At 71.5% G+C, this 26,070-nt stretch carries 22 protein-coding genes and 1 tRNA gene; 13 read left to right on the top strand and 10 right to left on the bottom strand.

Annotation, left to right across the window (positions count from 1 at the left end):
• Window positions 1-2: 2 nt before the first annotated feature.
• Window positions 3-995 (bottom strand): aldo/keto reductase, encoded by a 993-nt coding sequence (locus ACMYLB_RS21600; protein ID WP_415909006.1) that lies wholly within the window; start codon window positions 993-995, stop codon window positions 3-5.
• 148 nt (window positions 996-1,143) lie between these two features.
• On the opposite strand from ACMYLB_RS21600, the gene ACMYLB_RS21595 reads away from it, so the two are divergent.
• Window positions 1,144-2,052, top strand: a complete 909-nt coding sequence (locus ACMYLB_RS21595; protein ID WP_415909005.1) for a helix-turn-helix domain-containing protein — start codon at window positions 1,144-1,146, stop codon at window positions 2,050-2,052.
• A gap of 3 nt (window positions 2,053-2,055) precedes the next feature.
• On the opposite strand, the gene ACMYLB_RS21590 is transcribed toward ACMYLB_RS21595, so the two are convergent.
• Window positions 2,056-2,131, bottom strand: a tRNA-Ile gene (locus tag ACMYLB_RS21590).
• Window positions 2,132-2,304: 173 nt separating this feature from the next.
• On the opposite strand from ACMYLB_RS21590, the gene ACMYLB_RS21585 reads away from it, so the two are divergent.
• The 4 genes from ACMYLB_RS21585 (at window position 2,305) to ACMYLB_RS21570 (ending at window position 8,589) form a co-directional block, all read left to right on the top strand.
• Window positions 2,305-4,530, top strand: coding sequence for a TonB-dependent siderophore receptor (locus ACMYLB_RS21585; protein ID WP_415909004.1), 2,226 nt, complete (start codon window positions 2,305-2,307; stop codon window positions 4,528-4,530).
• Between the two features lie 40 nt (window positions 4,531-4,570).
• Window positions 4,571-5,734 carry a PepSY-associated TM helix domain-containing protein gene (locus ACMYLB_RS21580; RefSeq protein WP_415909003.1) on the top strand — a complete coding sequence of 388 codons (1,164 nt, stop codon included), beginning with the start codon at window positions 4,571-4,573 and terminating at the stop codon, window positions 5,732-5,734.
• Window positions 5,724-7,106, top strand: a complete 1,383-nt coding sequence (locus tag ACMYLB_RS21575; protein WP_415909002.1) for a 2-hydroxycarboxylate transporter family protein — start codon at window positions 5,724-5,726, stop codon at window positions 7,104-7,106. The genes ACMYLB_RS21580 and ACMYLB_RS21575 overlap by 11 nt, the downstream gene beginning before the upstream one ends.
• Window positions 7,107-7,176: 70 nt before the next feature.
• Window positions 7,177-8,589 carry a DASS family sodium-coupled anion symporter gene (locus tag ACMYLB_RS21570; RefSeq protein WP_415909001.1) on the top strand — a complete coding sequence of 471 codons (1,413 nt, stop codon included), beginning with the start codon at window positions 7,177-7,179 and terminating at the stop codon, window positions 8,587-8,589.
• A gap of 3 nt (window positions 8,590-8,592) precedes the next feature.
• Here the strand turns inward: ACMYLB_RS21570 and ACMYLB_RS21565 are convergent, their stop codons facing one another.
• Together ACMYLB_RS21565 and ACMYLB_RS21560 are read right to left on the bottom strand one after the other, a co-directional pair.
• Complete coding sequence (locus tag ACMYLB_RS21565; RefSeq protein ID WP_415909000.1) at window positions 8,593-9,972, bottom strand: ATP-binding protein; 1,380 nt, start codon at window positions 9,970-9,972, stop codon at window positions 8,593-8,595.
• Entirely contained in the window at window positions 9,969-10,637 is a 669-nt protein-coding gene (locus ACMYLB_RS21560; RefSeq protein ID WP_415908999.1) for a response regulator transcription factor, read from the bottom strand. Before ACMYLB_RS21560 ends, ACMYLB_RS21565 begins: the two co-directional genes overlap by 4 nt.
• 142 nt (window positions 10,638-10,779) lie before the next feature.
• On the opposite strand from ACMYLB_RS21560, the gene ACMYLB_RS21555 reads away from it, so the two are divergent.
• Genes ACMYLB_RS21555 through ACMYLB_RS21540 form a run of 4 tightly spaced genes read left to right on the top strand, consistent with a single transcriptional unit; the run spans window position 10,780 to window position 12,548 of the window.
• On the top strand, window positions 10,780-11,115 hold the full coding sequence (locus ACMYLB_RS21555; protein WP_415908998.1) for a metallophosphoesterase family protein: 336 nt from the start codon (window positions 10,780-10,782) through the stop codon (window positions 11,113-11,115).
• A complete protein-coding gene (locus tag ACMYLB_RS21550) occupies window positions 11,073-11,219 on the top strand; it encodes a hypothetical protein (protein ID WP_415908997.1) in 147 nt (48 codons plus the stop codon). Before ACMYLB_RS21555 ends, ACMYLB_RS21550 begins: the two co-directional genes overlap by 43 nt.
• 37 nt (window positions 11,220-11,256) lie before the next feature.
• Window positions 11,257-11,784 (top strand): GNAT family N-acetyltransferase, encoded by a 528-nt coding sequence (locus ACMYLB_RS21545; protein WP_415908996.1) that lies wholly within the window; start codon window positions 11,257-11,259, stop codon window positions 11,782-11,784.
• Entirely contained in the window at window positions 11,781-12,548 is a 768-nt protein-coding gene (locus ACMYLB_RS21540) for a M48 family metallopeptidase (protein ID WP_415908995.1), read from the top strand. The genes ACMYLB_RS21545 and ACMYLB_RS21540 overlap by 4 nt, the downstream gene beginning before the upstream one ends.
• Window positions 12,549-12,590: 42 nt before the next feature.
• Here ACMYLB_RS21540 and ACMYLB_RS21535 read toward each other — a convergent pair whose 3' ends face one another.
• Window positions 12,591-14,756, bottom strand: coding sequence for a PAS domain-containing protein (locus ACMYLB_RS21535; RefSeq protein ID WP_415908994.1), 2,166 nt, complete (start codon window positions 14,754-14,756; stop codon window positions 12,591-12,593).
• Between the two features lie 173 nt (window positions 14,757-14,929).
• Here ACMYLB_RS21535 and ACMYLB_RS21530 point away from each other — a divergent pair, with 173 nt between their 5' ends.
• Window positions 14,930-15,622: a hypothetical protein gene (locus ACMYLB_RS21530; RefSeq protein ID WP_415908993.1), complete on the top strand. Its 693-nt coding sequence runs from the start codon at window positions 14,930-14,932 to the stop codon at window positions 15,620-15,622.
• A gap of 70 nt (window positions 15,623-15,692) precedes the next feature.
• On the opposite strand, the gene ACMYLB_RS21525 is transcribed toward ACMYLB_RS21530, so the two are convergent.
• The gene (locus tag ACMYLB_RS21525; RefSeq protein WP_415908992.1) at window positions 15,693-16,214 is read right to left on the bottom strand and encodes an FKBP-type peptidyl-prolyl cis-trans isomerase; all 522 of its coding nucleotides are present in this window, start codon (window positions 16,212-16,214) and stop codon (window positions 15,693-15,695) included.
• A gap of 162 nt (window positions 16,215-16,376) precedes the next feature.
• Between ACMYLB_RS21525 and ACMYLB_RS21520 the strand changes: the two genes are divergently transcribed.
• Window positions 16,377-17,675 carry a Glu/Leu/Phe/Val family dehydrogenase gene (locus ACMYLB_RS21520; RefSeq protein WP_415908991.1) on the top strand — a complete coding sequence of 433 codons (1,299 nt, stop codon included), beginning with the start codon at window positions 16,377-16,379 and terminating at the stop codon, window positions 17,673-17,675.
• Between the two features lie 178 nt (window positions 17,676-17,853).
• Here ACMYLB_RS21520 and ACMYLB_RS21515 read toward each other — a convergent pair whose 3' ends face one another.
• The 4 genes from ACMYLB_RS21515 to ACMYLB_RS21500 form a co-directional block, all read right to left on the bottom strand.
• Window positions 17,854-18,303, bottom strand: a complete 450-nt coding sequence (locus ACMYLB_RS21515; RefSeq protein WP_415908990.1) for a YybH family protein — start codon at window positions 18,301-18,303, stop codon at window positions 17,854-17,856.
• Between the two features lie 2 nt (window positions 18,304-18,305).
• Window positions 18,306-19,508, bottom strand: coding sequence for a S41 family peptidase (locus ACMYLB_RS21510; RefSeq protein ID WP_415908989.1), 1,203 nt, complete (start codon window positions 19,506-19,508; stop codon window positions 18,306-18,308).
• 109 nt (window positions 19,509-19,617) lie between these two features.
• Window positions 19,618-20,946, bottom strand: coding sequence for an amidohydrolase (locus ACMYLB_RS21505; RefSeq protein ID WP_415908988.1), 1,329 nt, complete (start codon window positions 20,944-20,946; stop codon window positions 19,618-19,620).
• 11 nt (window positions 20,947-20,957) lie between these two features.
• Entirely contained in the window at window positions 20,958-22,103 is a 1,146-nt protein-coding gene (locus ACMYLB_RS21500; protein ID WP_415908987.1) for a peptidylprolyl isomerase, read from the bottom strand.
• Between the two features lie 158 nt (window positions 22,104-22,261).
• Here ACMYLB_RS21500 and ACMYLB_RS21495 point away from each other — a divergent pair, with 158 nt between their 5' ends.
• Window positions 22,262-24,877: a M14 family metallopeptidase gene (locus tag ACMYLB_RS21495; RefSeq protein WP_415908986.1), complete on the top strand. Its 2,616-nt coding sequence runs from the start codon at window positions 22,262-22,264 to the stop codon at window positions 24,875-24,877.
• A gap of 443 nt (window positions 24,878-25,320) precedes the next feature.
• Window positions 25,321-26,034, top strand: coding sequence for a LuxR C-terminal-related transcriptional regulator (locus ACMYLB_RS21490; RefSeq protein ID WP_415908985.1), 714 nt, complete (start codon window positions 25,321-25,323; stop codon window positions 26,032-26,034).
• The last annotated feature ends 36 nt before the right edge of the window (window positions 26,035-26,070 follow it).

Here is a 26,070-nt window from a genome sequence, read left to right as displayed (position 1 = left end):
GCTCAGCGGCCGACGAGTTTCTGCAGGTGCGCGGGATAGCGCGCGCCCTGGATGGCGATCTTGTCCGCCGCGGCGGTGATCGCGTGCAGATCCTCCGGCGCGAGCGCGAGCGCCGCGCCGCCGAGGTTTTCCTCGAGGCGGTGAATCTTCGTCGTGCCCGGGATCGGCACGATCCACGGCCGCTGGGCGAGCAGCCAGGCGAGCGCGACCTGCGCGGGCGTGGCGTGCAGGCGCGCGGCGACGGACGAGAGCAGGTCGACGACCGCCTGGTTGGCCTGGCGGGCCTCGGGCGAGAAACGCGGCACGATATTGCGGAAGTCGTCCGCGGCGAACTGGGTCTGCGCGTCGATCTTGCCGGTGAGGAATCCCTTCCCGAGCGGGCTGAACGGCACGAAGCCGATGCCGAGTTCCGCGAGCGTCGGGAGGATTTCCGCCTCGGGCTCGCGCCACCACAGCGAGTATTCGCTCTGGAGGGCGGCGACCGGCTGGACGGCGTGCGCGCGGCGGATGGTTGACGCGCCGGCCTCGGAGAGGCCGAAATGCTGCACCTTGCCCTCGCGGATCAGTTCCTGGACCGCGCCGGCAACGTCCTCGATCGGCACGTCCGGATCGACGCGGTGCTGGTAGAACAGGTCGATCCGGTCCGTCCGCAGGCGCCGGAGCGACGCCTCCGCCACGGCGCGGATGTGCGCGGGGCGGCTGTTGACGCCGTCGAGGCGCACGCCGGCCGACGTGACGTTGAAACCGAACTTCGTGGCGATGACGACCCGGTCGCGGAAAGGCGCCAGCGCCTCGCCGACGACCTCCTCGTTGGTGAACGGGCCGTAGACTTCCGCGGTGTCGAAGAAGGTGACGCCCCGCTCGACGGCGGCGCGGATGAGCGCGATGGCCGCGGCTTTCTCCACCGCCGGGCCGAGGCCGAAGCTCAGGCCCATGCACCCGAGGCCGAGGGCCGAGACTTCCAGACCGCTGTGACCGAGTTTTCGTTTTTGCATCGAGGACTCCTGTTGAGGACGGCCGCAGGATAGCGGAACGGTCCGCCGGTGTCGCCCGGCCGCTTGCGCGACCTGTTGTGGGATTGCTCAAAAGCGGCGCGGCGCCGGAGTTGTCAGCGCGCGCGAGCTGGCTTTAGTCGGGCTGCGCATGCCTCCGCCGGTTCCGCACACCACATCCGCCGAAGCGCTCGACCGCTACGCGCTCGGCCGGCGCGTGCTGGTGGGGCAGGGCCCGGCGTGGACGGACGTGCGGCTGACGGTGCTGGCGCTGCCGCCGGTGTCGGACGTCTTCACCATGCCGGCGGTGACGGAGCCGTTCCTGGCCTGGACCTCCTCCGGCGAGGCCGAGGCGCAGGAACGCGAGCCGGGCGGGCCGTGGCTGACGAGCCGGTTGCGGAAGGGCTCGCTCTTCCTCACCACCGGTGGCGCGCCCTACGAGTTCCGCTGGCGCACGCTGTCGGCCGAGCCCTTCGAGGTGACGCTGGTGCTGCTCAGCCTGCCGCTGTTCCACGAGGCCCTGGCGGAGGTGTTCGGCCGCGACGCCGGGCGGGCGCGTCTGCGCGATCTCTCGGGCTTCGAGGACGCCGCGCTGACGGCGCTCCTGCAGCAGCTGCGCGACGAGGCCGCGCGGCGCCGGCCGAGCCGGCTCTACGTGCGCGGGATCGCCCAGGCGGTGGCGATCCACCTCGCGCGCCACTATGCCGAGCGCACGCACCTGCGCGGCGACACACCCGCGCTCCCCGGCTTCAAGCTGCGGCGCATCACGGACTGGATGGCGGCGCACCTGGCGGAGGAGTTCAGCCTGGCGCGGCTGGCGGCGCAGGCGGGACTGAGCGAGTTTCATTTCAACCGCCTCTTCAAGCGCGCCACCGGCCTGCCGCCATCGCGCTACCTGATCCGCCTGCGGCTCGACGCCGCGAAACGCCTGCTCCGCGAGACGGCGAAGAGCGTGATCACGGTGGCCAACGAGGTGGGCTACTCCAACCCCAGCCATTTCGCGCAGCTGTTCCGCAAGGAGACCGGCCTGTCGCCCAGCGACTACCGGCGCCAGCGGTAGGGGTGGTGGGCCCGGCGGGATTCGAACCCGCAGCCAAGGGATTATGAGTCCCCTGCTCTGACCGTTGAGCTACAGGCCCCTGCGGCCCGAGAGTGCGTCCCGGCGCGGCACGCGCGAGCCAATTTCGGACCGGCGCGCGGGGGTGCCGGCGGCACCTGAAAAAATTTCAGACGGGCTTCAGTTTCCCTTAAAAATCGACGACTACTCTCGCGGCGCACCTCCGGGCACCCCTGCCCGACCACCCCTCGCCCCATGCACCTCCTGGTCGCCCCTCCCCTGCGCCGCCTCCCGCTCGCCGCCGGCCTCGTCCTCCTCCCGTCGCTCCTCCGCGCCCAGCCGGCCCCCGCCGCGCCCGCGGCGGCGGAGCCGGAAAAGATCGTCCACCTCGACGCCTACACCGTCACCACCACCCTCGGCCGCTACACCGACACGACCACGACCGCGGCGATGAAGATGCCGGTCGCGCAGGTCGACCTGCCGTTCAGCGTGCAGGTGCTGAACCGCGCCTTCCTCGACGACGTGCGCTCCTCGCGCCTCGAGGATGCGTTCGGCTACGTCGTCGGCCTGAACAAGCAGGGCACGAACGCCAACGCCTTCACCCTGCGCGGCTTTTCCGCCGCCGGCTCGAACCTCCAGAGCATCCAGGTCGACGGCCTGCCCGGCCCGCCGTCGCGCTTCGCCTCGCCGCCGACCGTCAATGTCGAGCGCCTCGAGGTCATCAAGGGCCCGACCTCCGTCCTCTACGGCCAGGCCAACCCCGGCGGCCTGCTCAACATCGTGACCAAGAGCCCGCAGGCCCGCGCCCAGACCTCGCTCTCCGTCTACGCCAGCACCTACGCCAGCGGCGTCAGCGGCCTCGGCGATGACAACAGCCTCACCACCTCGCTCGACACCACCGGCCCGCTCGACGCCGCCGGCAGGTGGCTCTACCGCGTCGTCGCCAGCTACGAGGACAAGAACTCGTTCCGCGACTACGGCTTCGAGCGCAACCAATACCTCTACCCGTCGCTCACCTATCGCTGGAGCCGCGACACGTTCGTCACGCTCAAGACCGAATATGTCCGCGAGGACCGCCACGCCGACGACGGCCTCGCCGTGCCGTTCCTGAACGCCGCGCTGCTCCCCGCGCGCAACGTCAGCTACCAGGCGCCCGACGCGCGCGACACCGACTACGGCGAATCCGCCAGCCTCGCCTTCCAGACGCGCGTGCTCGACGCCTGGACCGTCCGCGCCGCCTACCGCACCACCTACCACACCGATTCGCGCTACGCGCTCGAGACCGCGCAGGGCGCGATCGTCAGCAACGCCACCAACTACCGCCTCTCGACCATCCGCCCGCGCTTCCGCATCCAGGAAAACACCAAGCGCTACAACTTCGTCGACGCGAACGCCGTCGGCGAGTTCACCACCGGCAGGATCAAGCACTCCGTCATCCTCGGCGCCAACGGCGGCCACGAGTTTCTCGACACCAACCGCAAGGCCTTCGGCCCGCAGGTCACCCCGGTGAACCTCTACGTCTCGGCCCCGGATGCGCCGGGCAACTACGCCCTCACCCCGAGCGGCCTGCAGGATCGCCGCAGCGATTTCTGGAACTACGGCCTCTATGCCTCCGACGTGATGAAATTCGGCGAGCGCTTCGACGCCTCGCTCGGCTGGCGCTGGGACAAACAGGATTCCTACCAGCTCGACGTCATCCCCAACGAAGGCATCAAGCCCACCGAATCGAAGTCCCTGCCGTCGCTCGGGCTCGTGTTTCACCCGACGAGCGCGTGGTCGATCTACGGCAGCTACTGCGAGGGCTTCAAGCCGCAGGCCCCGGGCAACGTCGACGCCAACGACAACCCCAACTTCCCGCCCGAGACCTCCAGCCAGGTCGAGGCCGGCGTGAAGCTCGAGCTGCCGCAACACGGCCTCACCGCCACGGTCGCCCTCTACGACATCAAGAAGAGGAACGTCCTCACCTCGACCGGCAAGACCGCGCCGAGCGGCAACACCATCGCCAACCTCTCCGGCCTGCAGGAAAGCCGCGGCGTCGAGGTCAGCGGTGCGTGGCTGCCCAAGCCCTACTGGCAAGTCCAGTTCGGCTACACCTACATCGACGCCACGGTGAAGACCTCCACCACCGCGACGCTTCCCGGCGCGCTGCTCGACAACACGCCGCACCACGGCGCCAGCCTCTGGACGCGCTACAACGTGCCGACCGGCAAGCTCAAGGGCCTCGGCTTCGGCTTCGGCGCCGTCTACGCCGGCAAGCGCCAGGCGATCATCACCAACGTCGCCACCGCGCGCCTCGAGCTCCCCGGCTACACCCGCGCCGATGTCAGCGCCTACTACCGCACCAAGCACTTCGACTACGCGCTCAACGTCGGCAACGTTTTCGACCGCACCTACCTTGCCGGCGCCATGCCCGGCGGCGCCGACCGCCTCAACCCCGGCGAGCCGCGCAAGATCACCTTCAGCGTCCGCTACCTCTTCTGAGCAGCCCCCGCGCTCTCCGCACCCTCTCGCCGCCCGCCGCATGACTCCCGCCGTCCGCAAGTGGTTTCTCAACGTGCACCTCTGGGCCGGACTCGGGCTCGGCGCGCTGCTGCTGATCGTGTCGCTCACCGGCGCGCTGCTCGTCTTCCGCAGCAACCTCGAGCGCCGGCTCGATCCGGCGCGCTGGATCGTCGCGCCAAGCGCCGTGCGCCTCGCCCCCGAGCAGCTTGTCGCCCGCGCCGCCGCCGCGCATCCCGCGGGCGAGGTCGAGAGCATCCGCACCTTCGGCGACCCCACCGCGCCGTTCCTCGTCTACTTCTCGAACAAGGACTACGTGCACCTGAACCCCTACACCGGCGAGGTGCTCGGCACGCGCGCGCGCTACGGCGAGGGCTTCGGCTGGATCGAGGGCCTGCACAAATACCTCCAGCTCGCGCCGTCCGTCGGCGAGGCGATCAACGGCTACAACGCCCTCGCGTTCCTCCTCATTATCGCCACCGGCGTCGTGCTCTGGTGGCCGGCCACGCGCCGCGCGCTCGTCGCCGGCGTCACGCTCAACCGCAAGCTCAGCGGCCGGCCGTGGAACCTCAACCTGCACAAGACCGTCGGCGCCTACGCCGCGCTCCTGCTGGCGGTGATGGCCTTCACCGGCGCGCCGATCTCGCTCGATTGGCTGAAGAACGCGCTCTACCCGCTGACCGGCTCCACCAAGGCCGCGCCGCCCGCCGCCCCGGCGCCGAGCGCGCCGGCGGCCGTCGGTTTCGACCGCCTCGTCGCCGCGATGGCCGCGCGCTACCCGGCCGCCCGCGAGACCTACGTGCCCGTGCCGAAGAAGGGCCTCGTCGCCGCCTACAGCATCGAGGCCGGCGCGGCGCACCCCAACGCGCGCTCCTACGCCTACTGGGACGCCGCCACCGGCGCGTTGCTGCGCGCGCAGCCCTACGCGACCGCGCCGGCGGGGCTGCGGGTCTACTATTTCATGATGTCGCTCCACACCGGCGTGTGGGGCGGTCCGGCGATGCAGGTCGTGCTCCTGCTCGGCGCCCTCGCCGTGCCGCTGCTCACCTACACCGGCGTGGCCAGCTGGCTGCGCCGCAAATCCGGCCGTGCCGCCGCGACGGCGTCCGCGCGTCCGGCGTCGTCGCCCCAACCGCAGCCGGCGGTGCCGCGCTCGCTCTTCCGGGACGCTCCCCGTGCGAACTGACCCCGCCGCGCCTCCCCCGCCCGCCGAGGGCGTCACGCCGGCCACGCCGGCGAATCCGGCCGGGCGGCAACCGGAATCGTTCTGGCCGCACGGCTGGTGGCGCTGGATGGAGCGCCGCATCGGGGTCGTGCCGCTGCCCGTGCTGGTGGCGCTGCTCGGCATCGTCGGCTACTTCGTCCACGCGGGCAAGGTGCCGCCGGAGCTGTGCATGATGATCGCCGTGATCGGCGTCGGCGGCTTCCTCTGCGCCGAGGTGGGCAAGCACCTGCCGCTGCTCCGGCACATCGGCGGCGCGGCGATCTGCGCCACCTTCGTGCCGTCGGCGCTGGCGTTCTACGGCATCCTGCCGGACACGCTGATGCAGCCGGTGGCCGACTTCACCCGGTCCTCGCAGTTCCTCTACGTCTTCATCACCGCCGTGATCGTCGGCAGCATCCTCGGCATGGACCGGCGCGTGCTGATCCGCGGCTTCGTGAAGATCTTCGTGCCGCTCGCGGCCGGCTCGCTGGCGGCGCTGGTGGTCGGCACGGCGGTCGGCACCGCCCTCGGGATGGGGGCGCGGCACACGCTGCTCTTCGTCGTCGTGCCGATCATGGCCGGCGGCGTGGGCGAGGGCGCCATCCCGCTCTCGACCGGCTACGCGGAGCTGCTGCACGTCGACCAGGGGGCGCTGTTCGCCGAGATTCTCCCGCCGGTCATGTTCGGCAGCCTGACCGCGGTCGTGTTCTCGGGGCTGTTGAACTACCTCGGGAAAAAATTCCCGCGGTTCACCGGCGAGGGCCGGCTCCAGCCGGGCGAGCAGGACGAGCTCAAGGCCGGCGAGCACGAGATCGCCGACCACATGGACATCGACCACATCGCCGCCGCCGGCATGTTCGCGGTCACGCTCTACCTCGCCGGCCTGATGGGCAAGGAGGTGCTCGGCTTCCCCGCGCCGGTGACGATGCTCTTCCTCGCCGTCGCGGCCAAGCTGGCCTTCGTCGTCCCGCCGCGCACCCAGGCCGGCGCCTACGTCGTCTATCGCTTCTTCCGCATCGCCGTCACCTATCCGCTGCTCTTCGCCATCGGCGGGGTGATGACGCCGTGGGACAAGCTCATCGCCGCCTTCCACTGGGCGAACCTGGTCACGATCGTCGCCACCGTGGCGACGCTGATGACGACCGGCTGGTTCGTCGGCCGCTGGATGCGGCTCTACCCGCTCGAGGCCGCGATCGTGAACGCCTGCCACAGCGGCCAGGGCGGCACGGGCGACGTCGCGATCCTCACCGCCGCGAACCGGATGCAGCTGATGCCGTTCGCGCAGATCGCCACCCGCATCGGCGGCGCGCTCACCGTCACGGCCACGCTCCTCGCCCTGCGCGCGCTGGGCTGAGCCGCGTCTCGCCCTTGCCAGCGCGCCGGCGGCGGCGCAGCCTCGCCCCCGCGGTGAACACCCCCAGCCGATGCCCCTGCCCGTCGCGACGGCGCTGCGCCGCTGGGCGCTCGTGCTCGGGCCGGGGCTGGCGCTGTATTTCGCGCCGCTCGGGCCGTTCGCCGACGCGCAGCGGCACCTGCTCGCGGTCTTCGCGGCGACGATCATCGCGCTGGTGGTGCGGCCGGTGGAGATGGGCGTGAGCGTCTTCCTCGCCACCGTGCTGCTGATCGTCACCCGCACGCTGCCGGCCGAGACGGCGCTGGCCGCCTTCGGCCACACGACGGTGTGGCTGATCTTCGCCGCCTTCCTCTTCGCGCGCGCCATCCACGCGACGCGGCTGGGCGCGCGGCTCGCGTATTTCTTCATCAGCTGGTTCGGCCGCACCTCGCTCACGCTCGGCTACTCCGTGGCCGTCTCCGATCTCGTGCTCGCGCCGGTGGTGCCGTCGGACACGGCGCGCGGCGGCGGCATCATCGCGCCGGTCGTGCGCAGCCTGGCCGAGGCGCTCGATTCCCGACCCGGTCCGACGGCGAACCGCATCGGCGCCTACCTGACGCTCGTCGGCTTCCACTGCACCTACACGGCGTCGGCGATGTTCCTCACCGGCATGGCGGCGAACCCGCTGATCGCGCGGCTGGCGAAGACCACGGCCGGCGTCGAGATGACCTGGGGCCGCTGGGCGCTGGCGGCGTCGCTGCCGGGCCTGTGCTCGTTCGCGCTGATCCCTTGGCTGCTGCACGAGCTGAGCCCGCCCGACCTGCGCGAGACGGAGCACGCCCGGACGCACGCGCGGGCGAAGCTGCACGCGCTCGGGCCCATGAGCCGGAGCGAGCGCGTGCTCGTCGCCATCATGCTGCTGGTGCTCGGGGCGTGGGTGACGGCGCCGCTCCACGGCCTGGGCAACACCACGGTGGCGCTGGCGGGCGTGAGCCTGGTGCTGCTCTGCCGGGTGGTGACGTGGGACGAGTTGCTCGGCGACAAGACGGCGTGGGACGCGCTGATCTGGTTCGCGCCGCTGCTGATGATGGCGGAGCAGCTGCAGCAGCAGGGCGTGATCGGCCTGCTTTCCGGCGAGGTGTTCGCGCACCTCCACGGCTGGCCCTGGGCGGTGGCGCTCGGCGCGCTGGTGGTCGCCTACCTGTATGCCCACTACACCTTCGCGAGCATGACGGCGCACGTGTCGGCGCTGTATCCGGGCTTCCTCGGCGCCGCGCTGGCGGCGGGCGTGCCGCCGGCGCTGGCGGTGTGGCCGCTGGCGTTCTTCTCCAACCTCAACGCCGGCATCACGCATTACGGCACCGGTTCGGCGCCGGTGTATTTCGGCGCGGGTTACGTCCGGCAGGGCCACTGGTGGCTGCTCGGCTTCATCGTCTCGCTCGCCAACCTCGGCATCTGGCTCGGCGTCGGCCTGCCGTGGTGGCGGATGATCGGGCTGTGGTGACGCTCAGTCGCCGACGCGGCGCGAGAGCACCGGCAGCTCGAACACCACCCGCAGGCCGCGGCCGGACTCGCGCGCCTCGGCGCGGATGACGCCGCGGTGCAGGCCGATGATGCTGCGGGAAATCGCCAGGCCCAGGCCGCTGCCCTTCGGCGCGGCGGCCTGGGCGCCGTCCTCCAGCCGCACGAAGCGGTCGAAGATGCGCTCGCGCTGCTCCGGCGCCACGCCGGGGCCCTCGTCCTCGAGCGCGACGCGCCACGACTCGACGGTGAAGTCCGAGACCAGGGTGATGGCGCCGCCGGCGGGCGAGACGTTGAGGGCGTTCTGCAGGAGGTTGAAGAGCACCTGCCGCAGCCAGGCCGGGTCGAACTCCACCAGGCCGGCGCCCTCGCGGCGGAGCGCGAAGGCCACGCCGCGGTGCTCCGCCAGCGCGCGGGCGTCCTGGGCGAAGGACTGGAGGAAGGCGCCCGGGTCCTCGCGCCGGAAGTCGAGCCGCACCGCCCGCGCCTCGGCGCGGGAAAGGAAGAGCAGCTCCTCGATGATCTTGTTCAGCCGCGCGATCTCCTCCAGCTGCACCTGCACGGCCTCCTCCTGCGCGGCGGTGAGGCCGCCCTCGACCAGGAGCTTCTCCGCCTGCAGGCGCACGAGCGAGAGCGGGGTCTTGAGCTCGTGCGAGGCCTCGGCGGTGAAGCGGCGGATCTGGTTGAAGGAGAGCTCGAGCCGGTCGAACATCTCGTTGAGCAGGCGCGCGAGGTTCGAGATCTCGTCCTGCACGTCGGCCACGGGGATGCGTTCGCTGAGATTGTCCGAGCGGATGTGGTTGGCCGTCTCCTGGATGGCGCGCACCGGGCGCAGTGCCGCGCGGCTGAGCACGAGGCCGGTGATGAGGCTCAGCACGAGCATGAGGCAGACGAGGATGAGGCTGATCTCCGCGTAGCCGTTCATCACCTGCCGCACCTGGTCCGCCGAGGTGGCGACGAGCACGTCCATCGGTCCGAGGAAGAACTCGCCGATGCGCAGCGTGCCGAGGCCCTCGAGCCGGGCGTCGAAGCGGTGCTCGCCGGGCACGTCGAGCAGGCGGCGGGCGCCGAGGTTGTGCGAGGCGAAGAGCAGGCTCTTGTCCTTGGCGTGGATCTCGACGTAGAACAGCACGGCGGCGATCTCGGCCGCGCCGCGCATCCGTTCCTCGACCTCGGCGGGCGTGAGCCGCGCGTAGTCGGGACCGAGGCTGGACTTGATCTGCTCGAACTCGGCGCGGTTGAGCGCGTCGAGGCCGCGGACGAGGTGCTGCTGCAGCAGGTAGTAGCCGGCGACGAAGAGCAGGACCAGCGTCGCGGTGGAGACGCCCGCATACCAGAGGGCGAGCCGGGCGCCGATCGACCTCATGGCAGCAGCTGGTAGCCGACGCCGCGCACGGTCTTGAAGAGCGGCCGCGCCGCGTCGGTGTCGAACTTCGCGCGCAGCTTGCTCATGTAGACGTCGAGGAGGTTGCCATCGACGTCGTAGTGCGACTCCCAGATCTTCTCGGCGATGAGCGTGCGCGGCAGGATGCGGCCGGGGTTCTGGAGGAACACCTCGAGCAGGGCGAACTCGCGGCTGGTGAGGTCGACGGGCTGGCCGCCGAGCGCCACGGTGCGGGCGAGCAGGTCCATGCGGATGGCGCGGTGCTCGAGCACGGTCTCCTTCACCGCGCTCTGGCGGCGCAGGAGGGAGCGCACCCGGGCGAGCAGTTCCTCGAGCGAGAACGGCTTCGCCAGGTAGTCGTCGGCGCCGACGTCGAGGCCGTGGATGCGGTCCTCCACGGCGTCGCGGGCGCTGAGGATGAGCACGGGCTCGTTGAAGCCGCTGCGGCGCCACTCGCGCAGGAGCTCGAGGCCGTCACCGTCGGGCAGGCCGAGGTCGAGGATGATGACGTCGTAGCCGGTCTCGCAGAGCGCGTCGCGCGCCGCGGCGCAGCTCGCCACCCAGGTGGCGGTGTAGCTGCGCTCGCCGAGGCTCTTCTTGATGAACTGGCCGAGCCGCCGCTCGTCTTCGACGATCAAGATTTTCACGGGGTGGGGTGACGGGGAAAGGAAAGCCCCCGTCGCGGGCCGCCGCGAGGGCAAACTCGGTTAAAATTCCTTCAGGTTCGCACCGGCGGGGCGCGGGTTTTCCGGCGTTGCCCGCGCCGGCGCGGCGGCGTTGAGTCCGCCGATGCGCATCGCGGTGATTTCCGACACGCACGACCGTTACCCGGCCGACCTGCCGGCGCGGCTGGCGGCGGCCGATGAGATCTGGCACCTCGGCGACGTGTGCGAGCCGGAGGTGCTGGTGGAGTTCGAAATGCTCGGTAAACCGCTGCACGTCGTGCTGGGCAACAACGAGGCGCACAACCTCTGGCCGCTGGAGCTGACGCTCGAGCGCGCGGGCTGGCGCTTCTTCCTCACCCACATCCCGCCCCGGCGCGCGCCGCGGGCGCGCACTTCGTCCTGCACGGCCACACGCACGTGCCGCGCGACGAGGTCGATGCCGCCGGCGTGCGCTGGCTGAACCCCGGCTGCGTGTCCCGCCCGAACCGCGGCGCGCCGGCGAGCTTCGGCTGGCTGGTGGTCGAGCCGGGGCGGCGCCCCGAGTGGAAACTGCTCCGGTTGTGACCGGCCCGGCTGGCGCGCTTCCTGCAAAACCCGGCCCATGCAAATCGTCCCCGTCTCCTCCGCCCAGCTGCTCGCCCGCCGCCCCGAATTCGAGCTCCTGCTGGCCGACGCCGTCGGGCACGGCGCCTCGATCGGCTTCCTCCTGCCGCTCGAGCCCGGCGAGGCGGCGGCCTACTGGCGCGGCGTGGCGGCGCAGGTGGAGGCGGGCGGCAAGGTGCTGATCGGCGCGTTCGGGGCCGACGGCTCGCTGCTGGGCTGCGGGCAGCTGGCGCTCGAGCCGCGGGCCAACGGCCGGCACCGCGCGGAAGTGCAGAAGCTCATGGTGCGGCACGACGCGCGCGGGCGCGGCCTCGGCGCCGCGATCATGCGCGCCCTCGAGGCCGAGGCCCGGCGGGCGCAGCGCTCGCTGCTCTTCCTCGACACGAGCGTCGGCGCGGGCGGCGCGGTGCGCTTCTACGAGAAGCTGGGCTACACGCTCGCCGGCGGCATCCCCGACTACGCGCGCGATCCCGACGGCGCCTTCGCGGCGAACGCGATCTTCTACAAGCGCCTGCCGGTGACGTGAGATTTCGTTGGAAATCCGCCGCGGGCGAACTTAGCTGGCCGTTCGTGATGAACAGCGGGGAGCAGGAATTTTTCCAACTGGGCACGGCGACGACCCCGTCGCCGGAGATCGTCTACGTCCGCAGCGTGCAGGCGCGGCGCTACCGCCTGACCCTGCGGCGCGACGGCGTGGCGGTGGCGACGATCCCGCTCCGCGGCAACGAGCGCGAGGCGCAGCGCTTCGTCGAGCAGCACCGCGACTGGCTCGAGCGCGCGCGCGCCCGGCAGGCCAAGCGGCCGCGCGCGGCCGAGATCTGGACCATCGGCACGCACGTGCTCTGGCGCGGCGAGATGCAGCAGATCCGCGTGGCGGTCGCGGGGGCGAAGCCGCAGGTGAGCGTGGCGGCGGACGTGTTCCGCGTCGCCTCGCTCGAGGGCGACCTGCGGCCGACGCTGGAGGCGCATTTCGCGCGCCGGGCCAAGATCGAGCTGCCGGCGCGGGCGTGGGAGCTGGCGGCGGAGACCGGCGTGGACCTCAAGGCCGTGAGCGTGCGCAACCAGCGCGCGCGCTGGGGCTCGTGCTCGGCGGGCGGCGGCGTGTCGCTCAACTGGCGGCTGGTGCAGACGCCCGACACGGTGCGCGACTACATCATTTACCACGAGCTGATGCACCTGAAGGAAATGAACCACAGCGACCGCTTCTGGGCGCGGGTGGAGGAGGTCTGCCCCTGGTGGAAGGACGCCGAGCGCTGGCTGAAGCGCAACGGCTCGCTGCTGGGCCTGTGAGCGGCGCGGGCCGGCCGCCGGCCGCGGCCGGGCGGCGCAGGGTCAGCCCGCGGCCGGGCGCGCCGCGAGCACGCGCTGGAGCTCGCTCGCGAGCGTCTCGACCTGGAAGGGCTTCTGCACGAAGCCGGCGAGGCCCTTGCCGACGAAGCGGTTGATGGCGTCCACGCGGTTGAAGCCGCTCATGAGGATCACCTTCACGTCGGGCTGGAGGAGACGGAGCTGGCGGAAGGTCTCCTCGCCGTCGACGCGGGGCATGGTGAGGTCGAGCAGGACGGCGTGGAAGCGCGCGGGCTCGGCGCGGAAGCGCGCGATGCCGGCTTCGCCGTCGGGCGCGGCCTCGGCCTCGAAGCCGAGGGCGCGGAGGATGCCGAGGCTGACCTGGCGGACGGCCTCCTCGTCGTCGATCACGAGCACGCAGCCGGAGCCGCGCCAGGCGGGCGGCTCGGCCACGGGGCGCGCGAGCGGCTGGGCGGCTTCCCGCGAGGCGGGGAAGAAGAGGCGGAAGGTCGTGCCGGCGCCGGGCTCGCTGTAGACCTTGATCGCGCCCTTGTGGCCGCGGACGATGCCGAGGACGGCGGCGAGGCCGAGGCCGCGGCCGGTGAATTTCGTGGTGAAGAACGGGTCGAAGATGCGCGCCAGCGTCTCGCGCGTCATGCCGCTGCCGGTGTCGCTGACCTCGAGGAACACGGCGGGGCCGGGCGCGAGCTCGCCGGTGAACTGCGCGGTGGCGAGGTAGGCGGCGTCGACCGTGACGGTGCCGGTGTTGAGCGTGATCTGGCCGGTGCGGTCCTCGAGCGCCTCGGAGGCGTTGATCACGAGGTTCATCACGATCTGGCGGAGCTGGGTGGCGTCGGCCTGGATGGGCGGGAGGCCGGGCCCGGGGTTGAAGCGCAGGACGGCCTTCTTCGAGACGGAGACGGCGAGCAGGCTGAGCGAGTCCTCGACGAGCTCGTTGAGGTCGAGCGCCTGCACGACGAAGCGGCCCTTGCCCGAGTAGGCCAGCATCTGCTTGCAGAGGTCGGCGGCGCGCTGCGCCGCGCGCTCGATCTGGTCGACCGGCTCGCGCGCGGCCGAGCCGGGCGGCAGGTCGAGGCGGACGAGGCCGGCGTTGCCGAGGACGCCGGTGAGGAGGTTGTTGAAATCGTGGGCGATGCCGCCGGCGAGGACGCCGAGGCTCTCCAGCTTCTGCGTCTCCAGGAGCTTCTTCTCGATCTGGCTGCGCTCGAACTCCACGCGCTTGCGCTGGGTGATGTCGGTCATGCGGCCGACCATGCGGTAGAGCGTGCCGTCGGGGCGGCAGAGGACGGCGCCGCGCTCCTCCACGAGGCGGTAGGCGCCATCGCGGTGGCGGAGGCGATACTCGGCCTGGCAGGGCTCGCCCGTGCGCAGCGAGTGCTCGAGGCGGGCGACGGCGGCGGCGCGCTCCTCGGGATGCAGGCGCTCCGTCCAGCCCTCGATGCCGAGGCGGGACATCTCCTCGGGCGAGCAGCCGAGGATCTGCTGGGCGGCGGCGGCGCCGAACCAGCGCACCTGGCGCGCCTGCAGGTCGAGGTCGTAGATCAGCTGGCCGGTCTGCTCGGTGACGAGACGGTAGCGGTCCTCGCTCTCGCGCAACGCGGTCTCGGCGCGGTGGCGCGCGGTGATGTCGCCCATGCGGCCGAGCATGCGCGCCGGCCGGCCGGTGGCGTCGCGGAGGATGACGCCGTAGTCCTCGATGAAGCGGTAGGAGCCGTCCCGGTGGCGGAAGCGGTATTCGGTGACGAAGGGCGCGGCGGTGGCCAGGCAGCGGTCGAACAGCCCGAGCACGCCGGCGCGGTCGTCGGGGTGGAGGCGCTCGGCCCAGGCGAGGCCGTCGACCCGGGCGAACTCCGCGGCGGTGTGGCCGGTGATGTGGGCGATGGCGTCCTCGCCGAACCACTGGATGCGGCCGGTGGGGATGTCGATCTCGTAGACCATCTGGCCGGTCTGCTCGACGATGGTGCGGTAGCGCAGCTCGCTCTCGACCAGGCCGGCCTCGGCGCGCTGGCGGGCGAGCACCATCGCGTTGAAGGCGCGGGCGGTGGCGGCGATCTCCTCCGGGCCCTTGACCGGCACGAGGCGCTCGCGCTGCCCGGCGGCGTGGTCGCGCGCGGCGTCGGCGAGGGCGGCGACGGGCTGGAGCAGGCGTTGCGAATAAAGCCGGAGGAGCAGGAAGCCGCCGAGGAGCACGAGGGCGACCGCGAGGAGGAATTGCGCGCGTCGCGCCAGGCGGCGGCGTAGATGCTGGCGGTGGGCACGGCGACGGTGAGCGTCCAGTCGGCGAGGGGGATGGCCGCGGCGTCGTAGGTGCGCGGGATGCCGTCGACGCCGACGAATTCCCCGGTGCTGGCGCCGGTGGCGAGGTGGGCGCGGGCGGTCCCGCCGCTCGGGCGGACTTCGCCGATGCGCGTCTCGGGGGTGTAGGACGAGAGCACCACGGTGCTGTTGCGGTCGGTGACGGTGACGATCTGCTCCGGATCGTCGGGGCCGAAGAAGAGCGTCCGCGACAGCACGCGCAGGTCGATGGGGGCGGAGAGCAGCAGGCCGGGGTCGCGGCGCAGCGGCACGGTGGCGACGCAGCCCCAGCGGCCGGTGGTCAGGCCGCGGGCGGCGGTGCTGATGTCGAAGGCGGTGATGCCCAGCTGCGCGGCGACGTTGGGCATCGCGCGGTAGTTCTGCGGCGGGTTCGCGACCGGGAAGGCGGTGGAGAAGCGCAGGGTGCCGGTGCGGTCGACGACGGCGACATTGATGAACTCCGGGTGCAGGCGCAGGAACTGCCGGCACTGCTCGATCGCGTGCGGCGACGCCAGGTCGGTGAAGCCCACGATCGACTCGAGCTCGATGAGGTTGGCGCGGACGCGGGCGAGGTAGGTGTTCAGCGCCTGCTCGGCGATCACGCGCTGGACGTGGAGTCGCTCGGCGGCGGCGGCGCGGTCGTCGACGAACTTCTTGCGAATGCCCAGGCCGATCAGCCCGAGCAACGGCAGGACCAGCGCCAGCGAGAACAGCGCCAAGCGCAGCCGCAGCGTGTCGCGGGGGCGAAACGAAACCGGTGACCGGGGGCAGCCACGCCGACAGTTGGGCGGCGGGCGCCGCGGGCGGCGAGCCAAATTCCCGGCGGAGCCGTCAGCGGATGTCGAGCAGCTCGACCTCGAAGATCAGCGTGGCGCGCGGCGGGATGGGGCCCTTGCCCTCGATGCCGTAGCCGAGCCACCACGGGATGATGAGCGTGCGCTGCTCGCCCTTCCGCATCTGGGCGAAGGCCTCGTCCCAGCCCTTGATCACCGCCCCGGTGCCGACGCGGAAGGCGAACGGCTCGCCCCGGTCGTAGCTGCTGTCGAACTTCATCCCGTTGATCAGGGTGCCGCGGTAGTGGGCCACGACCTCCGCGCCGAGGGAGGGCGGCGAGCCCGTGCCCGCGCGGCGGACGACGTAGCGCAGGCCGGAGGCGGTGACGACGGCGTCGGCGTATTTCTGCTGGATGAGCTCGAGGTCCCCGGGCGCCAGCTCCTGCGCCTCCTGCATCTCGCGCACGTATTTGTTGGCGGGTTTGCCGGGATGGGCGCGGCGGAAGATGCCGGTGCGGGCCTGGAAGGCGATGAACGCGAGCACGCCGGCGAGGATGAACAGGAAGCCGAATTTGCGCATGACGGGAGGGATTCGCCCGCCACCGTGCACGCATTCGCAACGCGAAGAAAGCGCCATTTGCCGATTATTCGTCCGCATAATTGCGCGGTTTCGGCGGCTCATGGTTGCGGCGCGGGCGGGTTTTCCCCTTGGGTCGGCGTGCCGCCCCCGAAAAATCCGGGCATGCAAAATTTCAAGCTGCCCACCCGCCTCGTCGCCGAGGCCGTGCGGGGCGAAGCCATCGAGCAACGATTCAAGATCGCCCGCAACGAGTTCGGGCCCGAGTGCATCTACCGCATCCACGACCCCGCGGACGACGCGACCTGGGGCTACGTGGCGGTCGACAACCTCGTGCGCGGCCGCGGCCTCGGCGGCGTGCGCCTCGCCCCCGACGTCACGGTCGACGAGGTCTACGGCCTCGCCGCCGCCATGACCATGAAGAGCGCCGCCGCCATGCTCCCGCTCGGCGGGGCCAAGAGCGGCCTGCGCGTCGAGCCGCGCTATTTCGCCGACAAGCCCGAGGAGAAGCGGGCGCTGATCGCGATGCTGGCCGAGGCGCTGTGGGGCATCCCGGACTACATCCCCGGCCCCGACATGGGCACCAACGAGACGGACATGCAGACGATCTACGAGGTGTTCGCCCAGAAGAACGGCGCCGCCCACCACGGCCGCGGCGGCGTCGGCCGGCCGCCGGCCCAGGGCGGCTTCCCGCTCGACGAGTGGGCCATCACCGCGCACGGCCTCTTCGCCGCCGCGATCGCCTCGGAGAAGCACATCCCGGACTTCCGCATCAAGGACTCGAGCGTCGTCATCCAGGGCTTCGGCAACGTCGGCGCGCCCATCGCGGAGAAACTCGCCTCGCTCGGCGCCCGCATCGTCGGCGCCTCCGACATCAACGCCGGCCTCTACAACCCGGCCGGCCTCGACGTGCCCCAGCTCCTCGCCCTCCGCCGGACCAAGGCCGGCCTCGCCGGCTACACCGGCCCGGTGAAGCACCGCTTCGACGGCGAGCACCTCGACCGCCTGATGGAGATGCCGTGCACCATCCTCGTGCCCGCCGCGCGCCCGCACGCCATCCACCCGGAGAACGCCCCGCACATCCACACCCGCATCGTCCTCCAGGGCGCCAACAACCCGGCCGACCTCGTGAGCGAGTATTTCCTCCAGCATCGCCGCGGTATCGTGTGCCTGACCGACTTCATCGTGAACTCCGGCGGCGTCACCGCCGCCTTCATCGAGGCCAAGGCCGACGTCGACACCGACTTCCGCGCCCGCGTCATGGCCGAGGACGGCACCGGCCGCGCCTTCATCGAGAAGGTCGTCACGCGCATCATCACCGAGAACATCGACGAGATGTTCGCCCGCCGCGCCTCGCACCGGGCGAAGGACATCACCTGGCGCGAGATCGCGCACGAGATGGCCCGCGACCGCCTGCGCCCCGGCGCCGACGGCAAGCTGAAGATCCTGCCCGAGCTGCTCTGAGCGCCGAGGAGCGGCAGCAATTTTCTCAAAATGGAGGCGGGGCCATCAGCCCCGCGAGTTTGGGGTATCGCAGCGCGCGTTCCGCGGGGCTGATGGCCCCGCCTCCACCAATGGCATCGTGGAGAGGGGCGGACTGTGCGCGAGATCGCGGCGGCTCGTCGGGACGACTCGCCCTACCTCATTTCCCGCCGCTCGACGTGTGGTCGGCGGCGACGCGCCAGCCGTCAGGCGTCTTCTTCACGAGCAGCGTGAACAGCCCCCACGGTTTGTCGGCCGCGCGCTGGAGCTCCCACCGGCCGAAGACGAGCGCGGTGTCGTCGGAGACCACGTCGATGTCGAGGTAGGTGCACGTGAGCGTGCCCATCGTCGTCTTGTCGGGATAACTTTTGCGGTAGCGTTCGAGCGTTTCTTTCCAGCCGTAGGTGATCGTGCCGCCCGAGGCGAAGCGCAGCCGGTCGGACTTCACGTAGAACTCCATGTAGCGCGCGACGTCGCCGCTGTTCCAGCCGGCGACCTGGGCGTCGAGCATGGCGCGGACGGCGTCGGCCGGGGCCGGGGCGGAGGCGAGGGCCGGCGCAACGGACAGGAACGCGAGCGTGAGGAGGCCGAGCGGGCGGAGGGCGGGCATGGTCAGTCGAAAACGGGCGGGCGGTGGCGGCGGGAAATTTCCCCGGCCTGCTCCTTGCTCAGCGTGGCGCCGGCCATCTTGGCGGCGGTGGCGAGCACCGGATCGTTGCCGGCCAGGATGTCCTTGGCCGAGGGCACGAGCCAGACGTCGGGCGTGACGCCGACCTTTTCGAGCGGCTGGCCGTCGCTCATCCGGATCTCGTCCTCGGTGACCTGGACGCCGAAGACGACGAGATTGCTGCCGTTGCCGAGCGTCAGCGGGTGGAAGCGCCCGCGGTTCACCTTGCCGGCCGAGCGATCGCCGAGCACCACCGCGCGGCCGGCGAGCTGCAGGGCCCGGGCGAAAACCTCGGCGGCGGAGGCGGAGTTGCCGTCGAGCAGCACGTAGAGCTGGCCGCGCACCTGGCGGCGACTGCTCGCGACCAGCGGCTCCTCGTGGGTCCGGTGCCGGACCCGGCCGATCGGGCGCTTTTCGCCCAGGCAGGCGCCGATCGCGTCGAGCATCTCGCTCTCGAGACCGCCTGGGTTGCCGCGCAGGTCGACGATCACGTGCGCGTAGTCCGCCGCCTTGCGCAGGCCCCGCTCGACCTCGACGGGCACCATGAAGCTGGGCAGCTTCCACCACAGCACGCCCGGAGCGAGGTCGACGAACGTGCTGGCGAGCTTCGCTTCGCGGTCCTGCTGGTCGAGCTCGAGGAGGCGGAAGTCGCCGCTGGAGTAGTCGAGGCGGCGCGGCTGCGTCTTCACCTCGGCGGCGAAGGTGACTTCGCGCGTGGCGCCGTCGGCGTCGGCCAGCTGCAGGCGCAAACCGGGCTGCGGGTTCAGCGCCCGAATGGAATAGCGGATGAGGTGCAGCGTGTCGCGGGTGGCCGGCAGGCCGTTCACGCGCAGGACGCGTTCCCCGCCGTGCAGGCCCTGCTTCTCCGCGTCGCTGCCGGGCTTCACGCCGCCGAGGTGGACCTGGTTGCCGATCACGTCGAAGGACACGCCGTATTCGACCTTCACCGGCCGGGGCGGCGGCACGAAGACGGTGTGCGAGTCGCCGAGGTTCGTGACGGCCTGCGCGATCACCGCATACGTCTCCGCGAGCGATTTGGTGCCGGCGAGCGCGGCGGCGGCGCTGCGTTCCAGCTCCGCCACGTTCACGCCGCCGAAGCTCGGGTCGAAGTATTCCGCCTGGATCTTGGCCCAGACGCGGGGGAACATGGTGCGGGCGGTCTCGATGTCGCGTGTCGAGCGATCGGCGCCGGCGGCGCCGCCGGCCAGGCCGACGGCAAGCGCGGCGACCGCGAGGAGGCGAGGAGGCGGGACCGGGTCATCGTTTTGGCAGCAGGTCCAGCGCGGCCGCGCTCATCGCGGTGACGGCGGTCTTGATCGTCGGCTCGGGCAGCGGGGCCCAGAAGGCGCTGTGGTTCGACGGCGCGAGCTGGCCCTTGGCGGCCGCGTCGGCGAGCACCTTCGGGTCGCTGCCGCCGACCCAGAAGATCGAGATCGGCACGCGCGGGTTGGTGCGGCCGTATTCGGCGAAATCCTCGCCGTAGGTGCCGGCCTCGCCGGTGGTGAGCTGCGCGGCGGGGAACCACTGGGCGAACACGCCGGCGAGGCGGCGCGTCAGCGCGGGGTCGTTGTAGGTGAAGGGCGTGCGGGTCTGCTCGACGGTGACGACGGGCAGCAGGTCTTCGGGCACGCCGGCGGCGCGCGCGGTGTTCTCCGCGATGCGCTTGATCGAGGTGATCAGGTGTTGGGCGACCTCGTCGCTGTAGCTGCGGAGCGTCAGCTCGAGGCGCACCTCGGCGGGGATGATGTTGCGCTTCGTGCCGCCGTGGATGGCGCCGATGGTGACGACGGCGGGCGTGCCGGGCTTCAGCTCGCGGCTGACGATGGTCTGGAGCGCGAGGACGATCTCGGAGGCGAGGACGACGGGGTCGCGCGTCGACTGCGGGCGCGCGCCGTGGCCGCCGATGCCGCGCACGAGGACGTCGACCGAGTCGACGTTGGCGTAGCTCGGGCCCTCGAGCGTGGCGATGACGCCGGCAGGCGAGTCGCCGCCGACGTGGAACGCGATCACGTTGTCCGGCCGCGGGAATCTCGTGAACAGGCCGTCCTGCAGCATGGCGCGGGCGCCGCCGCCGATCTCCTCGGCGGGCTGGCCGATGAGCACGAGCGTGCCGGCCCAGTGCGCCCGGAGCGCCGCCAGCGTGCGGGCGGTGCCGATCAGCGTGGTGAGGTGGGTATCGTGGCCGCACGCGTGCATCGCGGGCTGGGTCTTGCCGGCGAGGTCGGCCATCGTGACCGTGCTGGCGTAGGGCAGGCCGGTCTGCTCCTTGATCGGCAGCGCATCCATGTCGGAGCGGATCATGAGCGTGGGGCCGGCGCCGTTCTTCAGCACGGCGACGACGCCGGTGTTGCCGACGCCCTCGGTGACCTCGAAGCCCGCGGCGCGGAGCTGCGAGGCGAGGATGCCGGCGGTGCGCTTCTCGACGAAGGAGAGCTCGGGGTGCGTGTGCAGGTCCCGGTAGATGGCGTCGAGCGAGGGATACTCGGCGTTGACCCGGGCGGCGACGGCGTCGCGCAGCTCGGGGGCGGCGGCGAGGGCCGCGAGCGGTGCGGCCAGGGCGAGGGCGGGGAGGAGGCGGAATTTCATGGGGGCGGCGGTCAGCGGGCGGGAGGTTCGAAGCGGGCGATCAGGCCGTCGATCACTTCGTCGACGATGAGTTTGAGGCGCTGGGCGTCGTTGACGGGACGGCCCTCGGCGACGACCTGGGCGGCGAAGTCGGCGCCGCGCTTCCGGGCGTCGGTGAAGAAGGCCTCCTTGCGCTGCATCAGGCCGTCGCGGGAGAGGAACTCGTCGCGCGAGCCGGCGCGGCCCATGAACGCCGGCAGCAGCGGCTCGCCGATCCAGAGCATCCACGTGTCGAGGTCGGCGAAGTAGCTGACGAGCACGCCGTCGCGCTCGACGCCGAGCTTCCGCGCCAGCTCGCGGTGGAAGGCGGCGAGCTTCTGGCCCTCGTGCGCGGGCGTGAAGGCCTTGAAGACGCGCGCGTAGATCTTGCGGCCGGTGGCGCGCTCGAAGTTGGCCAGCTTGAAGTTGAAGGCCTTCGCCCGCGGCGGCTCGGCGGGCAGGAGCTTGTCCGGATCGTCGAAATGCGCGGCCGGGCCCGGCTCGGGCGCGGCGGAGTATTTCTTCGCGGCGTCGACGAGCTGGGTGAACGTGATCTGGTCGGCCTTGAAGGCCCGCGCGGCCGCGCCGATGCGGAGGATTTTCACCGTGAAGCCCTCGTCCTGCTTGATCTGCGGGAGCAGCTCGACGCCGCGGACGACGCGGCCGAAGACGCTGTGCAGGTAGTCGAGGCGGTTCGTGTCGCGGAGCGTGAGGAAGAACTCGCTGCTGTTCGTGTCGGGGCCGCCGTTGGCCATCGAGAGCACGCCGGCGGCGTCGTGGTGCAGGCCGGGCACGAACTCGTCGGGGAAGGGGAACGGGTGGCCCGCCGCGTCGTCGGCCTCGGTGCCCTCGGTCCCGGGCTTCAGCGCGCTGCGGATCGGGTCGCCGCTCTGGATCACGAAGTTCGGCACGACGCGATACCAGGTCAGGCCGGAGAAGAACGGCTTGCCGTCGCGCGCGGCGATGCCGGTCTCGGCGCGGCCGACGAAGGACGCGACCGTCAGCGGCGTCTTTTGATAATACAGCTCGGCGACGAACGCGCCGTGCGGCGTGGTGAACTCGGCGTAGAGGCCGTCGGGCAGCGCGGGGGCGGGGGCCGCGGGCGTTTTTCCTGGGCGCCGAGCGGGAGCACGGCGCACGCGAGCACGAGCAGGAGTCGTCGCATGATGGAGGAGGGTGCGCGAGTTCTAGGCGGCGCGGGGCGTTTGGCCAGCGCGCAATGGCGCGCGGCGGGCGTAAACCTACGCCATGCATTTCGGTTGGCGGGAAAACGCGCCCCGTGCAACGTAGCGGGCCTATGCTGCTCCGCCGCCTGTTCCCCCTCGCGCTCGCGTTGCTCTGCTCGTCCGCCCCGGTGCTGCGCGCCGGCGTGCCGCTCGACTACTACCTGCCCGCCGGCACGGCCTACAACCCGAAGGTCCCGACGCCGGAGCAGTTCTTCGGCTTCCAGGTCGGCGACTGGCACATCCGCAGCGAGCTCAACACCGCCTACCTCCGCGCCGTCGCCGCCGCCGCGCCCGACCGCGTGAAGTTCGAGATCCTCGGCTACACCCACGAGCACAAGCCGCTCGTGCTGCTCACGATCACCGCGCCGGAAAACCACGCCCGGCTCGAGCAGATCCGCGCCGACCACCTCGCGCTGCTCGACCCGGCGAAGAACGCCGCGCTCGACCTGGCGAAGATGCCTGTCGTCGTCGACCTCGGCTACAGCATCCACGGCAACGAGCCCAGCGGCGTGAACGCCATGCCGCTCGTCGTCTATTATCTCGCCGCCGCACAGGACGCGAAGGTCGACGACATCCTCCGCCACTCCGTCATCCTTGTCGAGGCCCAGCGCAATCCCGACGGCGGCGACCGCGCCGCGCAGTGGTTCAACCAGCACCGCTCGCTCGGCACGCCCTCCGCCGACCCGCTCGACCGCGAGCACAACGAGGCGTGGCCGCGCGGCCGGTTCAACCACTACTGGTTCGATCCCAACCGCGACTGGCTGCCGCTCGTCCACCCCGAGGCGCAGGCCCGTGCCGCGCTCTTCCACCGCTGGCGCCCGAACCTCCTCACCGACCACCACGAGATGGGGACGAACAACACCTTCTTCTTCCAGCCCGGCGTGCCCACGCGCAACAACCCCAGCTCGCCGGCGAAGGTCTTCGAGCTGACCGCCAAGGTCGCCGCCTTCCACCAGCGTGCGCTCGATGGCAAGGGCATCTTCTATTACAGCGAGCAGGGCTTCGACGACTTCTACCCGGGCAAGGGCTCCACCTATCCCGACCTGCACGGCACCATCGGCATCCTCTTCGAACAGGCCAGCGCGCGCGGCCACGCCCAGGAGAGCGAGAACGGCGTGCTCACGTTCCCATTCGCCATCCGCAACCACGTGCTCTCCTCGCTCAGCTCGATCGACGCCTCCGTCGCCCTCCGCGGCGAGCTGCTCGCGCTGCAGAAGGACTTCCCGGCGCAGACCGCCGAGCTCGCCGCCAGGAGTCGGGTCAAGGCCTACGTCTTCGGCGACGACGGCGATCCCGCGCGCGCCTGGGCGTTCCTGTCGCTGCTCGCACAGCACCACATCGAGGTCCGCCCGCTCGGCGAGGACGTCACCGCCGACGGCCGGACGTTCAAGGCCGGCGCGGCGTGGGTGGCGCTGACCGCGCAGCCGCAGTTCCGCCTGCTGACGGAGATGTTCGTCCGACGCACGACGTTCGAGGATCCGGTGTTCTACGACGTCTCCGCCTGGACGCTCCCGCTGGCCTACAACCTTCCCTACGCGGAACTCGACCGCGCGCCCGCTGCCGGCGCGCCGCTCGGTGCGCCGGCGTTTCCCGCCGGCAAACTCGTCGGCGGTCACAGCGACTACGCCTACCTGTTCAACTGGAACGGCTACTTCGCCCCCCGCGCGCTCCAGCGCCTCCACGCCGCCGGCGTGCTCGTGAAAGGCCTGACGTCGCCCATCGAGGCCATTGCGGCCGACGGCGCGCGCCACGCCTTCGGCTACGGCGCCATCCTCGTGCCCGTCGGCCAGCAGCCCGAGCGCGCGGCCGCGATCCGCGCCGTGATCGACACCATCGTGAAGGAGGACGCCGTCACCGTCTATGCCTGCGGCACCGGCCTCACGCCCCAGGGCGTGGATTTCGGCAGCGCGTCCTTCGCGCCGCTCCCGCCGCCGCGCGTCGCGCTGATCTGCGGCGACGGCGTCGATCCGCACGACATCGGCGCGGCGTGGCACGTGCTCGATCAGCGCGTCGGCCTCACGCCCACGCTGCTCGACGTCGCCCAGCTCGGCCGCGCCGACCTCGCGCGCTACACGACGATCGTCTTCGCCGACGGCCGCTACGACGACACGGTGAGCGACGCCACCGTCGCGAACCTCAAGCGCTGGGTCCGCGAAGGCGGCACGCTCGTCCTGATGGGCCGCGCCGCCCCGTGGGCCGCGAAGAAGGAGCTCGCCGCGCTCGAGTTCTCCCCGCGCTCCGCCGCCGAGCCCTCGGGCCGCCAGCCCTATGCCTCCGCGAGCGACCGCGAGGCGCAGAAGCTGATCGCCGGCGCCGTGGTCGCGGCGGCGATCGACCCGACACACCCGCTCGGCTACGGCTTCAGCGACGAGCGCGTCTCGTTCTTCCGCAAGAACGCGGTCTTCCTCAAGCCCGCCAAGTCGCCCTACGAGACGCCCGCCGTCTACACGGCGAAGCCGCTTCAGTCCGGTTTCATCTCCGAGGCCAACCAGGCCGCGCTCGCCAACACCGCCGCGCTCGTCGCGCTGCCCGTCGGCCGCGGCGCCGTGGTGGCCATGCCCGACGACCCGAATTTCCGCGGCTTCTGGTATGGCGGCAACCGCGTGTTCTTCAACGCGGTCTTCTACGGCAGCGTCATCCGCCCGCCCGGCATGGGCGACGGCGGCGACGAGGCGCACGCGCACTGAGCCTCCTGGCGCTTGGGCCGACACCCCGGGCACCGTGCGCCGGGGTGTTTTGCTTTCCGAGGCATGACGCCGCGGATGCGGCGCGTCCCGGGCCGGCGGACGCCTGCGCCCGGTCGCGCCGAAGATCGACGGCTCGCAGGCCGTAAGGCCTCGGTGGGCCGGGGCCGTTTAGCTCCTTTTTAGGCGGATGGCGTTCTCGTCCTGCTCCGGCGCCGTTTTCACCGCCGCATGCCCTCCGCGCACTCCGGCAGACCAGTGCCCGCTGCAACGGCCCCGGGCAGGGAGGGGTTGTCGATGGTGCGGCGTGGAGACGGGCGCGGCGATTTGCGGCCGGCGGGCGCCGGTGCGAGGGCAAGGCCTGCTCGCACCGCCGGCCCGACGAGGCGGGGCGACGCCGTGGACGCGGCGCGGAGGCCGCGCCCCTGACGGAGGACTCGACCGCGATGAACGGCCCGCGCCTTTCGCTGCTCCACGTGGATGACGACCCGCTGTGGCAGGGGGCCGTCGCCGCGGCCCTGCGGGCGACTCCGGAGGTCGGCAAATCCGAAGTGGTCGAATCGGCCCGCGCGGCACGGGAGCGCGCCGCGGTGCTGCGACCGAACGTGGTGCTGCTCGACCTCGTGTTGCCCGATGGCGACGGCCTGGAGCTGGCGCGCGAGCTGTCGCACTCGCCGGCGCCGCCGCGGATTATCCTGCTGTCGGTCCGGCGCGACGACGTCGTCCTGCTGGCCACATCCCGCGCGCACATCGCCGGCTTGTTGTGGAAGACGGACGATGTGCTCACGCAGCTGCCGGCGGCGATCCGTGCGGTGGCGGCGGGGGACAAATACCTGCCGCGGGAAGTCTACGATGCGGTGCGGCGTTTCCGCGCCGATCCGCAGGCGTATTTCAAGATCCTCTCGGATCGCGAACTCGAGCTGCTGCCCCAGATCGGCGCCGGGCTGTCGGATGAGCAGATCGCGTCGACCGTCGGCCTCAGCGCCTACACGGTGAAGACGCACCGGATCCACCTGATGGGGAAGCTGAATGTGCACAGCCGGACGGAATTGATCCACTGGGCGATTCAGCGGGGCTTCGCGCGTCCGCCCAACGAAAGCTGGGTGGCGCGAGAGGATAAAGGGCGCGAGTCAAGCGATCCTTTGCCTCCATTTGGATGAGAAGAAGGGGTTTTCATGAGCCGCACCCGCCGCAGC

This window comes from Oleiharenicola sp. Vm1, assembly GCF_047777955.1.
Classification (GTDB): domain Bacteria; phylum Verrucomicrobiota; class Verrucomicrobiia; order Opitutales; family Opitutaceae; genus Didemnitutus.
This window is presented reverse-complemented; position numbering and strand designations above follow the sequence as displayed.